Raw genomic sequence first — 15261 nt, 5'->3', positions numbered from 1 at the left:
CTAAATTTCGCACTAATCCGGTAAAAAAACAACCCCTTTGGTTTATAAGCAAAATATTGTTAATAATTATTCTTCAAGGGTTTAAAATTGATTTTATGATTTTAATACTTTAGTTAGAGTTAGTGCTAATCAATTACCATACATCTCAAAATCAATACACTACCATGAGAAAAATAGTATTCCGATTCTTTTTTATTTACTTCCTTTTCGCCACTGCCCTATGGCAACTGTTTGAGTTTATTCCGGGTTTAAGCGCCATTACATATTTTATTAATGACGCTTTTGTACCGGTAGTCACTTTTTGTAATGACCATCTTTTTCATGTGAAAGACAAGCTAAACATCAACGGTGGTGGCAGTGGTGATACTTCTTATGCTTGGGCCTACTTTTATACCACATTACTACTAGCCGCATTTGGAGCTTTACTGTGGACTGTTTTGGAGCGAAAACCCAAATCATATGATAAATTAGACTGGTTCCTACGAAATCTGCTGCGTTATTTTATCATTATTATCGCCTTTTTGTATGGCACCATTAAACTATTTGCCATGCAAATGCCGGAACCCGGTTTGAGTCAGCTGGCGACACCGCTGGGTGATTATTTACCCATGCGATTGAGTTGGATGTTTTTCGGTTATTCATCGCCCTATCAAATTTTCAGCGGTGTCATGGAAGTGATAGTAGCACTATTACTGCTCTACAGAAGAACAATCCCAACGGGTCTCCTATTAGGATTTGGCGTTTTCCTGAATGTTTTTATTCTGAATTTATGCTTTGACATTCCGGTAAAACTATTCTCCATGCATTTAGTCATTTACTGTTTATACCTGATTATTATCGATGCACCACACTATTTGAATTTCTTGTGGCGCAATCAACCTGTGGGTCGTCTGACTTCTTTCGATATCTCCTTAACCAAAAAGCACTGGAAAATCGCTCGGGTTGCAGTAAAAATTCTCGTCGTCTTATTATTCGGCGGTTTATCCCTTTACCAGAGTTGGGCCTGGAGGGAAGAATTTTATCAAACCAACATCCAAAAACCAATAACACCCGGAATATACTACGTCACATCATTTAAGAAAAACAACACTGAAATCCCAATCTCGCTGGCCAATGATACAATATGGAAAGACATTATTTTTCAAGACAACGGCCGCGGCAGCATTATGACCACCGACACACTGTTGACCCAAAACTACAATAGAGGTTATTTTTCTTATACCGTAAAGCCTAAAGAAAAAACCATTGTTTTTAGTCCGTCCGGCAACACCGACAAGGTGCTTTTTAAGTTGCAATACCAACAAACCGGTGCTAAAACAATGCAGCTTTACGGTAAAATCGAACACGATAGCGTGGTGTTTAATTTGGTCAAATCGGATCGCAAATTTCAATTGGCTGAAAAACAATTCCATTGGATATCCGAGGCCAATCGGTAATATTTCCCTATTTAAATTCCTATTTTTGCTCAAAATTAGGAACGCATGGTCGATTTAGATTACCTGAAATACTTAGAAGAATTTTTAACCGACAATCGTAAAGAACGCTTTTTACAGGTGTTGGAAAACCGTACTAATCACTTTACGATTGCCATGGAAGATGTGTACCAACTTCACAACACCAGCGCCGTGATGCGCAGTTGTGAGGTTTTCGGAATTCAGGAACTGAATGTGGTGGAACAAAAATTCGGGAAACGTATCGATACCGAAATCGCCATGGGCGCTCAAAAATGGGTTGATATCAATCGTTTTAACTCGATGCAGAACTGTATCGATTCGTTGCGCCAAAAAGGCTATCAAATCATCGCCACCACGCCGCATAACGATTCGTGTATGCTGCACGAATTCGACATTACGAAACGAAGTGCTATTTTTTTCGGTACCGAAAAAGAAGGATTGTCACCCGAGGTCATTGCCCAAGCCGACGGTTATTTGAAAATCCCGATGGTTGGTTTTACCGAAAGTTTGAATATTTCGGTTTCGGCAGCCATCATCATACAAGACATTACCACGCGCCTGCGCCAATCCAATCTGAATTGGAAATTAACGGCTGATGAAATTTTGGAAAAACGATTGTCCTGGGCCAAAAATTCGATTAAAGATATTAAGCGTATAGAAGCCCGCTATTATGCCAATCAACCTTAGTCTTTGATGTACTTTTCGTGTTTTTTGGAAAGCACTTTGTATTCTTCATAACAAGCGCTTATCGCATCCAAAATCTGCAAATCGTTAGCCGTTTGTATAAACGATTCGGAGTAATTACAACGCTGTAATATTTCGGCGATTTCTTTTTTATCCACACCCAACAACACCGAAATCATCTCGCGGTCAAACTTCGATTCCAACAAGTTGCGCACTGTGTCGTCTTTCTTCATCTGCTTTAACTTTCGGAGCTCTTTGGGTTTGTTTCCAAAGAAATTATAGAGCATGTCGGCCGGATTAAAGATGGAACCTAAAACTCTGGTAAACGCATTTGGGGAACTTTCACCGGCTTCATAGGCTTGCGGCAAACCGGAAATACTATAACGGTAATTTTCTTTTTCGGGAATTAATTTGGAATCAACCTCCAAATAACCCGTCAAATCGTACTTTTTAACAATTACTTCCTCCAAAGCAATGGCTTTTTCAGTAAGTTGAATCTTGGCGGTACCGTTTTTAAGCCAGTCATTGGTCACGCGTACGCGCAACGATTGATAGCCCAAAATAGAAATGTGCAACGTATCGCTGACGCTGACTTCCATTTCAAAATAACCACTGGGATTGGTTACGACACCTTTGACTTTATTAACATTAATTACATTTACATTGGGAATAGGCAATAACGAATTGTCATTAATAATCGTTCCGCTTACCTTTTGTACTACAGGTTTTTCCTGAGCCAATGCTGTAAATGAAAAGAGAAGTAAGAAAAAAACAGTAAAATATTTCATAGCCGGATTTGATGGTTTAAAAGTATGAAACTCTTTTAAGAAATGCGATGCTTTGAAAAGAGAATTAGAATAAAATTAACAAAATGACGTTTTCGTCTTAAAAAACAACCGATTCGCACCAATTTCAAAACCGGGAACGAGAGGGAACGCCATAAAAAAACTCCGTTTTACCGAAGCAAAACGGAGTTCAACGTATTAAGTATAAACTAAATTGTAATTCGTAATTAAAAATTAGCTTCTTCTGGGTCTTCGGTTTTTAGCCGCTTCAAAAGAACGTCCGGCCGGTCTGTCGTTACTTTCCGAACGCCTTGGCGATCGTTCTTCTCTTTGAAACGAACCCGGCTCTCTTCTCGATGAAGGTCGATCACTTCTGGAACGGTCAGTACGTTCGCCTCGCGTGAAATCATTTCGCTCACCTCGGAATCCGCCTTCTTTTCTCGAACCAAATCCACCCGATTTGCGATCGCCGCCAAAGCTTCTTTCGCCTCGGCCACCACTTCTGCCGTTGTGATCACGGCGGGAGCTGCTGCCACCGTCATTCTTAGAGATTTCCACATTAATACGACGACCGTTTAATTCGTAGCCGTTTAAAATTGACATCACTTTATCGGTGTGTTCACCATCGGTGTTAAAGAATGAAAAGCCTTCTTTTACGTCGACTTTAAACACGTCATCGCGACCTAAATCCAGGGTTTCTTTTAAGAAATCTTTCAATTGCATCCAATCGAAATCGTCACGAGCACCAATGTTAACAAAATAACGCACCGGATCGCCGGCTCTGATTTCTCTCGGTTCCGAACTTCTGTCTGATTTCTCACCCGATAAATCGCGTTTCTTTTTATAGTAATTGATGAATCGGTTAAATTCTACCGAAACCATTTTCTTAATCAATTCTTCTTTAGACAAACCATCCAATACTTCGTTTATCGCCGGCAAATAGTTATCTATTTCGTGATCCACCTCAGTATCTTTGATTTTGTTGGCTAAGTGTAGTAACTGAATTTCACAAATTTCGATACCGCTAGGAATGGTTTTCTCCTCAAATTTTTGTCTGATGATTTTCTCAATCGCATGAATCTTACGGATTTCACTTTTGGTAACAATCACTATAGACGTTCCCAACTTCCCAGCTCTACCGGTTCTTCCCGAACGGTGGTTGTAGGTTTCAATTTCATCCGGTAATTGGTAGTTCACCACGTGCGTTACATTGTCTACGTCAATTCCACGCGCGGCCACATCAGTAGCCACCAACATTTGTACTTGTCGGCCACGAAACGATTTCATCACGCTGTCGCGTTGCGCTTGCGATAAATCGCCGTGTAACGCCGCGGCATTGTAACCGTCTTCGATTAATTTTTCAGCCACCGCTTGGGTATCGCGTTTGGTACGACAAAAGACTACCGAAAAAATATCCGGATTGGCATCGGCCAATCGCTTCAACGCTTCGTAGCGGTCACGGGCGTTCACCACATAAAATTCGTGTGACACCGTAGCCGAACCGGAATTTTTGGTTCCAACCGTAACTTCAGCCGGATCGTGCATGAATTTTTTAGCAATTCGGGCTACTTCTGCCGGCATGGTAGCCGAAAATAACCACGTATTTTTCTCATCGGGTGTATCGGATAATATCGAAACGATATCCTCATAAAATCCCATGTTCAACATCTCATCGGCTTCATCAAGAATACAGAAATTGATGTTTTTAATGTTCACAAGACCACGATTAATCATGTCTTGCATTCTACCGGGTGTGGCCACAATAATTTGCGCACCACGCTTTACTTCTCTGGCTTGTTCTGTAATGCTTGCACCACCATAAACTGCCACTGTATGTAAACCCTTTACATATTTTGAGTATTGTTTAATCTCGTTGGTGATTTGTAAGCATAGCTCACGGGTAGGTGATAAAATTAAGGCTTGCGTACTTTTGTCTTCAGCATCAATTTTTTGAATAAGCGGAAAACCAAAAGCGGCGGTTTTCCCTGTTCCTGTTTGCGCTAACGCAACCAAGTCTGTGTTTTGTTCCAATAGTACCGGAATCGCTTTTTCCTGGACTTCTGACGGATTCTCAAATCCTAGATCTTTGATCGCCAGCAGTAACGATTCATTCAGACCTAATTGTTCAAATTTATTCATATAACGTTTTAAAATTTGGTGCAAAGGTAGTCTTTAAAAACCACATACCCTAATTTAAAATTAACTGATAATCAATAATTTAAACGTATTAACAATTTATTTACAATTAAAACCGATTTTTGAAGGATATTTTTGAGAATTTTTTATAAAAAAAAGAAGCGGCACCTTTGCGATACGTACCACACGGTTCCCGCCATCCGCACTACCCCGAAATCTCGGGGGTAGTTTGCTGCTGTCGGGGCTAGCGAGAACGTTTGTCACTACTTAGCGACGCAAAAAAGCCACCAGCTGCTGTACCGCCAAGCCACGATGACTGATAGCCGATTTTTCGGCCATTGATAACTCGGCAAACGTTTGGGTGTAACCCTCAGGAACAAATATAGGATCGTAACCAAACCCATTGGCACCTCTTTTTTCGTCAATAATACTGCCGTTTATGATACCGGTAAAAAGATGTTGTGTTCCCTTTACATTCAAACAAATGACGGTCTTGAAATTGGCTTTTCGACGGGTTTCATTTTGGAGATGGGCCAACAATTTATCCATATTGTCATTGTCATTTTTCTGTTCTCCGGCATACCGGGCCGAATGCACGCCCGGTGCACCATTGAGCACATCTACTTCCAATCCGGAATCATCGGCAAAACAATCGTAACCATACTTCTCAGTCACATAATTAGCTTTTAAAATCGCATTGCCTTCAATGGTTGACGCCGTTTCGGGTATATCCTCGAAACAACCAATGTCTTTCAAGCTTAAAATTTGAATGGATGCCGGAAGTAATAATTGTATTTCTTTGATTTTATTTTGGTTATTGGAGGCAAATACCAGTGTCATGCAGATTACATTTTAATATAACAAAGGTATTTAATTTATAGAGCTATCAATTTTTAAAATCAAAAAAACGGCAGTGTTAGAATAATTTAAGATAAACTTGTCTGGAAAACCAAAAAACCACACGATGCGTAAATAGTAACGCAAACAAAAACAAAACCTGCAATGAAAACAAATACCACAACCTTTCAGGGGTTCAAATACTTGTGGCTATGGTCATTAGTATTGTTCCTCAATGCCACCACCGTTTTTAGCCAGTATTTGATACACAAAGAAACCGATTCCGGCAAAAAATCCATTCACCATTTAGCCGAATATGTCGATCTAGGCGCCAAAGAACGGAGCTTTGAAGAAGTGAAAAACACAAAAACGCTGGCGTTTAGTCCAATGCCCAATGAAAACACCGACTTTGGTTTTACCACGCATCATTTTTGGGTACGATTCCAACTCGAAAACAGCACTAACGAAAAGGAAGTGTATTTTTTGGAAACCGCTCGTCCGATAACCGATGTAGCCGAACTTTACGTGAGTGATTCCTCTAATACCGTACAAAAATTTCAAAGCGGCGATGCCATCCCTTATGCCGAAAGAAGCTTCCAACATCGCAAGACTATTTTTAAAATAGTCTTGGAACCCCATACTCAAAAACAATTTTACCTGCATGTCAAAAGCGATGGTGAAATGTTGTCGATGCCGATGCTACTGTACTCCATGGAAACACTAATCCAAACTACTTCTTTTGAACAGTTCGTTTTTGGCTTCTTTTACGGAATTCTCATCATAGCGGCAATATTGTATTTGTTCTTTTTCTTTGCCATGCGCGACAAAACCTTTCTGTACTATAGCATGTATGTGGTTTTTATCGGCTTGCTACAGTTCTCCATTGATGGGTATTTCTACCAATTGATTACACCCCAATCGGGTTGGCTTTCATTACACGCTGTCATCCTATTTGCTTGTGTTGCCAATTTCTTTTTGGGCAAGTATGCACAGGTATTCCTTAAAATCAAGGAATATAATAAAACTATCACGTATGCCTTTTACACGCTTTATGTGCTGAATGCGGCCTTGTTTTTATCGCTGTTTGTATTCCCGAATTCCTTTGAGCACTCCTATCCTATTGCCAATGCTTTAGGGTTGATTGTCCTGAGTTTAATCATCGCTTCCCAAATCGCTATTTACAGAAAAACCAAAAAGATAGACCGTTTTTTTGCTACCGGTATCTTCTTTCTAATCTCGGGCTTCGTGATTTTTATTCTCAAAAATTTTAGCCTGTTGCCCCTGAATTTTTGGACCGAAAACGGTTCCAAACTCGGCACCGGGATGGAAGTTATTTTTCTTTCGCTATCGATGGCCAACTTAATCCGAAACCTCAAAAACGAACGCGAGCAATTGCAAACATTGGCGCTACAGCGTTCCGAAGAAATGAATGAACTGAAATCGTATTTCTTGTCTAATATCAGTCACGAGTTGCGCACACCCTTAAACGCTATTTTGAATACCGCTAAAGCTATAGCCAAAGACAGCCAAGACGAACAAATTCAGAACAGCAGTCAGATCATCAAATACTCAACCCACAGTTTGTTGAGTTCCATCAATGACATTTTGGATTTTTCCAAAATTGAGAAAAATGAAATTAAGCTGGAATTAGCCAACTTCGACTTGGTCAAAACCACCGAACATATCGCTAACAATTTTGCACGTGAAGCCGCTGATAAAGGCATTGATTTTTCCTTTCATAAAAGCGAAAACTTACCCGAAATGGTCAATGGTGACACGGCACGTCTGAATCAAATCTTGCACAACGTGTTGAGTAATGCTTTAAAATTTACTCACGAGGGTTTTGTGAAATTCAAATTAGAGGCCGGAAAAACAAAAGACAAAAAAACCACATTCATTTTTACCGTAAGTGATACCGGTGTAGGCATTTCCAAAGAAAAAATTCACAGCATTTACGATTCTTTCTCACAGGAAGGCATCAACAACAAGAGAAAATTCGGCGGTTTGGGACTTGGTTTATACATCGTTAAGCATTTGGTAAACCTGCACGAGGGCAAAATTAAAATAGACAGCACGGTTGATTTAGGAACGGTTTGCGAAATACAACTGACATACGAAACGCTAGAGGTTGCTAAAAAAGTGACTTTACCGGGTAATGAATTAGAATATGATTTAAAAGGGAAATCCATCTTAGTAGTCGAAGACAATGCCATGAATCAAATGGTGATCAAAATGATTACCAAAAAGTGGCTCAATACTACCGTTGAATTTGCGAATAACGGTGAAGAAGGATTGAAAAAACTCACCGAAAATCATTACGATATTATTTTAATGGATTTACAAATGCCGGTTATGGACGGCTATGAAGCCACGATTGCCATCCGAAACGGAGAAGCCGGCGAAAGCAAAAAAGAAATTCCCATCATAGCACTGACCGCTGATGTGATGGAAAGTACCAAAACCCGTGTCATAGAAATAGGCATGAACAAATACTTGTCAAAACCGGTAGATAAAGATACTTTGTTCGAAATTGTTAAGCTGTTGGTTAGCTAGTGACTCATTCGCTTTTCAACACCAAACGGTTCAAAATTTTCTCCAAGTAATGATTAGGAGTAAACTAAATTTATACCTACTTTTGCCTCGTTTTTAAATACACATTTACCATGGTAAAAGATTTATTCGAAAGAATACAAAACAATAAAGGTCCGCTTGGAAAATGGGCTTCTCAAGCCGAAGGATATTACGTATTTCCAAAATTGGAAGGTGAACTCGGTCCCCGAATGAAATTCCACGGCAAAGAAATTTTAAATTGGTCCATCAACGATTATTTAGGTTTAGCCAATCATCCTGAAGTACGTAAAGCCGATACGGATGCGGCTGCACAGTATGGAGCGGCTTACCCAATGGGTGCTCGTATGATGAGCGGTCATACCGATATTCATGAACAATTGGAAAGAGAATTAGCGGCTTTTGTTCACAAAGAAGCGGCTTATTTATTAAATTTCGGGTATCAAGGTATCATGTCGGCTATCGATGCTTTGGTGACTAAAAATGATATTATCGTTTACGATGTTGATGCGCATGCGTGTATCATTGACGGTGTGCGTTTGCACATGGGAAAACGATTTACGTACAAGCACAACGACTTGGAAAGTATGGAGAAAAACCTGCAACGTGCCACTAAAATGGCCGAAGAAACCGGCGGTGGTATTTTATTCATTACCGAAGGTGTTTTTGGTATGCGCGGGCAGCAAGGTAAGTTGAAAGAAATTGTGGAAATGAAAAAGAAATACAATTTCCGTTTGTTAGTCGACGACGCTCATGGTTTCGGAACTTTAGGAAAAACAGGTGCCGGCGCTGGGGAAGAACAAGGTTGCCAAGACGGTATCGATGTATACTTCTCTACTTTTGCCAAATCCATGGCCAGTATTGGTGCGTTTTTAGCCGGTGATAAAGACATCATTGATTACTTAAAATACAACTTGCGTTCGCAAATGTTTGCCAAATCGCTACCCATGATTCAAACCGTGGGTGCGTTAAAACGTTTACAATTGCTACGCGACAATCCGAGTTTAAAAGACAAACTTTGGGAAAATGTTAATGCCTTGCAAAACGGTTTAAAAGAAAGAGGTTTCAACATTGGTGACACCAACACTTGTGTGACTCCGGTATATTTAGAAGGTTCTATTCCGGAAGCTATGGTGATGGTTAATGACTTACGAGAAAATTACAATATCTTTTTATCTATTGTAGTATATCCGGTAATTCCGAAAGGCATTATCTTGTTGCGTATGATTCCTACTGCTTCGCATACCATGGAAGATATCAATGAAACCTTGGCGGCTTTTGAGGCTATCCGAGAAAAATTAGTTAACGGTACGTATGCTAAATTAGCAGCGGTCAGTGTAGAAAATATGGCCTAATTTTAAAGGCTTATCAAAAAAACCATTCCGTAAGGAATGGTTTTTTTTTGAATAACCGATTTACTTCGATTTACTGTACTTTTACAATCTTACTCTCATCGATTTGGTAAGCTCTTATCACAGCATTATAATCGTTAAAATCAACCTGACTGTTTTTACCGAAAAATCCCGGGATTACCACTACCCTAAAAATTTGATTGAGTCGATATCCGGCACTCACACTTGCCAAATCAAATCCTTCCATATTGATTTGTGTGTCAAAACGAGTAAAATCGTAATCATAGCGAAGGTCTAAAGTCCCGTCAGCAAAATAATAGGTTTCCGGCAATGGTTTCCATACATCTTCGCCTTGAAAAGTACCCGACAAACGATAAACCAGAACCATATCTGAAGAAGGAATAGAATGAGGAAATGTCAATACCACCGAATAACTATTCGGCAAGAAATTCACATTACCGTATTCAAACACTTCTGCAATAGTATCATTATCTATTCCGTTACCGTTATCCTCATTCACGGTACAACTTTGTAGCGTTATCATCCCGATAAAAGCTAAAACAAGGGTAATCTTTTTACTCATAACTTTAATATTGTTTTTTGGGAATTTGTAAATCTTCGATTTCATGATTTATAATTTTTAAATGATTAATGATGTTTTGCGCAGTTCAATATTGATGCCAAACTTTCATTTTAAGATAATTTTATACTTTTGGCAGATGAGTCGAAAGAACGCTAAAAATATAAAATCCTACAACGACAAGCTTCACAAAGCGCAAGATAAGGAAAAAGCCAAGAAAGCCGAACGCGCGGCTTTGTTAAAATCGATGGTGCGTAAATTTAATCAGAATAGGGATGAAAAATAAAACCTCACCATTCGTGAGGTTTTTATTTACTACTTGAAATCCCGATATCCATCGGGATAAGCGACCACTGAGTCCTCGCCTACTGCGAGAGCAAGTGTCTGCTTACATATTGCGTCGGTACTGACCGCCTACTTCAAACAAAGCCGAAGTGATTTGACCCAACGAACAGTACTTCGTGGCTTCCATCAGTTTTTCGAAAATATTTTTATTGTTGATGGCAGCATCTTGTAACGCTCGCAGTTGCTCTTCCTCTTTTCCGGCGTGTGCTTGGTGAAGATTTTCTAAGGTGGCAATTTGGAATTGCTTTTCTTCTTCCGTAGCGCGGATTACTTCGGCCGGAATTATCGTTGGTGAACCTTTGGAACTCAAAAACGTATTCACCCCTATGATTGGAAATTCACCGGTATGTTTCAAGGTTTCATAATACAAACTTTCTTCCTGAATTTTACTTCTTTGGTACATGGTTTCCATTGCGCCTAAAACGCCGCCACGTTCGGTGATACGGTCGAATTCCTGTAATACCGCTTCTTCCACCAAATCGGTTAATTCTTCAATGATAAACGAACCTTGAATTGGATTTTCGTTTTTGGCCAATCCTAATTCTTTGTTGATAATCAACTGAATGGCCATCGCTCTGCGTACCGATTCCTCCGTTGGTGTCGTAATCGCTTCGTCGTAAGCATTGGTATGCAAGGAGTTACAGTTGTCGTAAATCGCATACAAAGCTTGTAAGGTCGTACGAATGTCGTTAAAGTCAATTTCCTGAGCGTGTAACGAACGACCGGACGTTTGAATATGGTATTTCAACATCTGCGCTCTTTCGTTGGCACCGTATTTGTTTTTCATGGCTTTCGCCCAAATTTTACGCGCTACTCTACCAATTACGGCATATTCCGGGTCGATTCCGTTGGAGAAGAAAAACGACAAATTCGGACCGAAATCGTTAATGTTCATACCGCGACTTAAATAGTATTCCACATAAGTGAAACCATTCGCCAGGGTGAATGCCAATTGCGTAATTGGGTTCGCTCCTGCTTCAGCTATATGGTAACCGGAAATCGAAACGGAGTAAAAATTGCGGACATTCTTTTGAATAAAGTATTCCTGAACGTCGCCCATTAAACGTAGTGCGAATTCAGTAGAGAAAATACAGGTGTTTTGCGCTTGGTCTTCTTTTAAAATATCGGCTTGAACGGTACCGCGAACTTGCGTCAAAGTTTTGATTTTGATGTCGTCATACACTTCTTTCGGCAACACTTGGTCACCGGTTACGCCTAACAACATCAAGCCTAAACCGTTATTTCCTTGTGGCAATTCGCCGTTGTATCTTGGCCTTGGCAACCCTTTTTTCTTGTAGATTTCGCTGATTTTCTCTTCAACTTCTACCTGAAGGTTGTTTTCAATAATGTATTTTTCACAGTTTTGGTCGATGGCCGCATTCATGAAAAAGCCTAACAACATTGGCGCCGGACCGTTAATCGTCATAGACACCGAAGTCATTGGGTGACTCAAATCGAAACCGGAATACAATTTCTTGGCGTCGTCCAAACAACAAATCGAAACGCCGGCATTCCCTATTTTACCGTAGATATCCGGACGCAAATCCGGATCGTTTCCGTATAAGGTAACCGAGTCAAAAGCAGTGGACAAACGCTTGGCCGGCATGCCTAAGGATACGTAATGAAAACGACGGTTGGTTCGTTCCGGTCCGCCTTCTCCGGCAAACATGCGCGTGGGGTCTTCGCCTTCTCTTTTAAACGGATACAAACCGGAAGCGAACGGGAATTCTCCCGGCACATTTTCCTGTAAATTCCATTTTAAAATATCGCCCCAAGCTTGGTATTTCGGCAGCGCCACTTTCGGAATTTGCGAATGCGACAAACTTTTGGTATGGGTTTCAATCTTGATTTCCTTGTCACGTACTTTAAAGCTGTACACCGGATTTTTGTATTTGTTGACCTTGTCGTTCCAAGTGTGGATGATTTCCCAATTGAATGGATCTAAGTTCATTTTAACACGATCAAATTCCTTCAATAAAAGGTTTAAAAATTCTTTGTTATCCTCATTGAAATTCAAACTGTTAGCCTCAATACCCGATTTATCAATTTCCGGTTGCTTTTTGGCTACACTTTCGATGGTTTTATAAATGCCGTATAGCTTTTGAGCCACTTCCACTTGCGTTAAAACCGTTTCGTCGTACTTGCGATTGTTCTCGGCTATCTCCGATAAATAACGCGTTCTGTGTGGCGGAATGACAAATATCTTTTCACTCATTTCTCGGGTAATCTCGAAAGTTGATTTTAAATCGGCTCCCGTTTTCTCTACAATTTTATCCATGATTTTTTTGTAGAGCGTATTCATGCCCGGATCATTAAACTGAGAAGCAATGGTTCCGATTACCGGCATATGATCGGGATTAACATCCCATAAATTATGATTGCGTTGGTATTGTTTTTTTACATCGCGAATCGCATCCAAAGCACCGCGTTTGTCAAATTTGTTAATGGCCACCAAATCGGCAAAATCCAACATATCGATTTTCTCTAATTGCGTTGCGGCACCAAATTCCGGTGTCATCACATATAAGGATACATCTGAATGTTCTAAAATTTCGGTATCACTTTGTCCGATACCCGAAGTTTCTAAAATGATGATATCGTATTTCGCGGCTTTCAACACCTGAATGGCTTCGTTTACGTATTTAGACAAGGCCAAATTCGACTGACGAGTAGCCAACGAACGCATGTACACTCTTGGGTTGTTAATGGCATTCATTCGAATTCTGTCGCCCAACAAAGCGCCGCCGGTTTTTCTTTTAGAAGGATCAACCGAAATCAATCCGATGGTTTTCTCCGGAAAATCAATTAAAAAACGACGAACCAATTCATCCACCAATGAGGATTTTCCGGCACCTCCGGTTCCGGTAATTCCCAAAACAGGAATGTGAGCCGTTTCATTTTTCTTATGAATGGTATCTAAAGTGTCTTTAGCCACTTCAGGGAAATTTTCGGCCGAAGAAATAATACGGGCAATGGCTGTCGGATTTTTTTCTTCTAAATGATTGATTTCACCGTTGAGTTCGTTACCTACCGGAAAATCCGCTTGCTTTACCAAATCATTAATCATGCCCTGCAATCCCATAGCACGCCCATCATCGGGTGAATAGATTCGTGTAATGCCGTATTCGTGCAATTCTTTGATTTCGGAAGGCAAAATAACGCCGCCGCCGCCGCCGAAGATTTTGATATGTCCGGCGCCTTTTTCTTTCAACAAATCGTACATGTACTTGAAATACTCATTGTGACCGCCTTGGTAAGAAGTCATGGCAATCGCATTCGCATCTTCTTGTATGGCTGTGTTCACCACTTCCTCCACACTACGGTCGTGACCCAAATGAATCACTTCTACACCGGTAGCTTGGATGATACGTCGCATGATGTTGATAGCCGCATCATGACCGTCGAAAAGAGACGCTGCTGTGACAATTCTTACTTTATTTTTAGGAATATAGGGTTGTTCTTGAACCATTGTTAAATAAGTGTCTGTTTTGAGGGTGCAATTTACAGAATTATTAAAAATTTCCCATTTAAAATTTGAAAAATAAAAACGTAATCCGTTTGAGGATTCGAAAGACTGAATTAACATTTATTTGCCATTTTTCGGCATGAAGATTGCTTACTTTTGAAAAAAAGATACCGTTTATGAAAACAAAAGTCGCATTACTCCTGCTTATTCCGTTTATGGGTTTCTCCCAAATCAAAATTTTAGACGAAATCAAAAAAAAGGTACCTGCCAAAAGTGCACAGAATTTAAGTAAGCTGACTTCAACCGATATTTCTAAAGGATTGAAAGAAGCACTCAATAAAGGCATTGAGAAACAAGTCAGCAAATTAACCGCTACCGACGGCTTTTACAAAAACGAACTGGTTAAGATTTTACTGCCCGAAGAATTACAAAAAGTGGATAAGACACTTCGTAAATTGGGCATGAGTGATTTGGCCGATGAAGGTATTCTGGTTCTAAACCGTGCCGCTGAAGAAGCCGTAAAAGAGTCGACTCCCATATTTGTGGACGCTGTAAAAAACATGAGCTTTACCGATGCCAAAAATATTTTGATGGGTAACGAAAATGCCGCAACCACCTATTTACAAACTACTACGACTAATCCGCTGTACGCCAAATTCAGTCCGGTAATTAAAAGTTCATTAGCCAAAGTAGGCGCCGATAAAGTATGGGCATCAATTATTAGTAAATACAACAGCATTCCGTTGGTTTCCAAAGTCAATCCTGATTTGACCGATTATACCACCACCAAAGCTTTGGAAGGTGTTTTCAAAATGATTGCCATTGAGGAAAAAGATATCCGAACACAGTTGAGCGCTCGAACGTCTCCTTTGTTGCAAAAGGTTTTTGCCTTGCAAGACAAGAAGTCCTAAATTTTTAGAAATCAATAACATAAGAATAACAAAACCTTAACACAAGAACTCGAAATCGGGGCTTATCTTTGTACTGTAATAAATTGGTTTTTTATTATATTGGTTAGGTTAGTTAAAAAATACCGGCATCAGGGATGATGTCG

The 15261-nt window shown here is 40.0% G+C and carries 11 protein-coding genes; 6 read left to right on the top strand and 5 right to left on the bottom strand.

Going from position 1 to position 15261, the window contains the following annotated elements; genetic code table 11:
- Nucleotides 1-164 precede the first annotated feature (164 nt).
- Both QHT84_RS06075 and QHT84_RS06070 read left to right on the top strand, forming a co-directional pair.
- Nucleotides 165-1436 (top strand): hypothetical protein, encoded by a 1272-nt coding sequence (locus QHT84_RS06075; RefSeq protein WP_283238660.1) that lies wholly within the window; start codon nt 165-167, stop codon nt 1434-1436.
- 45 nt (nt 1437-1481) lie between these two features.
- Nucleotides 1482-2141: a TrmH family RNA methyltransferase gene (locus tag QHT84_RS06070; RefSeq protein ID WP_283238659.1), complete on the top strand. Its 660-nt coding sequence runs from the start codon at nt 1482-1484 to the stop codon at nt 2139-2141.
- On the opposite strand, the gene QHT84_RS06065 is transcribed toward QHT84_RS06070, so the two are convergent.
- The 3 genes from QHT84_RS06065 to QHT84_RS06055 form a co-directional block, all read right to left on the bottom strand.
- The gene (locus tag QHT84_RS06065; RefSeq protein WP_283238658.1) at nt 2138-2926 is read right to left on the bottom strand and encodes a carboxypeptidase-like regulatory domain-containing protein; all 789 of its coding nucleotides are present in this window, start codon (nt 2924-2926) and stop codon (nt 2138-2140) included. The genes QHT84_RS06070 and QHT84_RS06065 overlap by 4 nt on opposite strands.
- Before the next feature lie 231 nt (nt 2927-3157).
- Nucleotides 3158-5062: a DEAD/DEAH box helicase gene (locus QHT84_RS06060; RefSeq protein WP_283238657.1), complete on the bottom strand. Its 1905-nt coding sequence runs from the start codon at nt 5060-5062 to the stop codon at nt 3158-3160.
- Between the two features lie 264 nt (nt 5063-5326).
- Nucleotides 5327-5899 (bottom strand): non-canonical purine NTP diphosphatase, encoded by a 573-nt coding sequence (locus QHT84_RS06055; protein ID WP_283238656.1) that lies wholly within the window; start codon nt 5897-5899, stop codon nt 5327-5329.
- Nucleotides 5900-6061: 162 nt separating this feature from the next.
- Between QHT84_RS06055 and QHT84_RS06050 the strand changes: the two genes are divergently transcribed.
- Nucleotides 6062-8449 carry a hybrid sensor histidine kinase/response regulator gene (locus QHT84_RS06050; RefSeq protein ID WP_283238655.1) on the top strand — a complete coding sequence of 796 codons (2388 nt, stop codon included), beginning with the start codon at nt 6062-6064 and terminating at the stop codon, nt 8447-8449.
- A 110-nt stretch (nt 8450-8559) separates the two neighbouring features.
- Entirely contained in the window at nt 8560-9819 is a 1260-nt protein-coding gene (locus QHT84_RS06045) for an aminotransferase class I/II-fold pyridoxal phosphate-dependent enzyme (RefSeq protein WP_283238654.1), read from the top strand.
- A gap of 70 nt (nt 9820-9889) precedes the next feature.
- Here QHT84_RS06045 and QHT84_RS06040 read toward each other — a convergent pair whose 3' ends face one another.
- Nucleotides 9890-10444 (bottom strand): hypothetical protein, encoded by a 555-nt coding sequence (locus tag QHT84_RS06040; RefSeq protein WP_283238653.1) that lies wholly within the window; start codon nt 10442-10444, stop codon nt 9890-9892.
- A 91-nt stretch (nt 10445-10535) separates the two neighbouring features.
- Here QHT84_RS06040 and QHT84_RS06035 point away from each other — a divergent pair, with 91 nt between their 5' ends.
- Entirely contained in the window at nt 10536-10682 is a 147-nt protein-coding gene (locus QHT84_RS06035) for a hypothetical protein (RefSeq protein ID WP_283238652.1), read from the top strand.
- Nucleotides 10683-10784: 102 nt separating this feature from the next.
- Here the strand turns inward: QHT84_RS06035 and QHT84_RS06030 are convergent, their stop codons facing one another.
- Nucleotides 10785-14210 (bottom strand): methylmalonyl-CoA mutase family protein, encoded by a 3426-nt coding sequence (locus tag QHT84_RS06030; protein ID WP_283238651.1) that lies wholly within the window; start codon nt 14208-14210, stop codon nt 10785-10787.
- Nucleotides 14211-14383: 173 nt separating this feature from the next.
- Here QHT84_RS06030 and QHT84_RS06025 point away from each other — a divergent pair, with 173 nt between their 5' ends.
- Nucleotides 14384-15118, top strand: a complete 735-nt coding sequence (locus QHT84_RS06025; protein WP_283238650.1) for a DUF4197 domain-containing protein — start codon at nt 14384-14386, stop codon at nt 15116-15118.
- Nucleotides 15119-15261: the final 143 nt, after the last annotated feature.

It is taken from the genome of Flavobacterium sedimenticola (genome assembly GCF_030053345.1).
GTDB classification, from domain to species: domain Bacteria; phylum Bacteroidota; class Bacteroidia; order Flavobacteriales; family Flavobacteriaceae; genus Flavobacterium; species Flavobacterium sedimenticola.
Note: the sequence above shows the minus strand (reverse complement) of the source record. Positions and strands in the feature narration are given on the sequence as shown.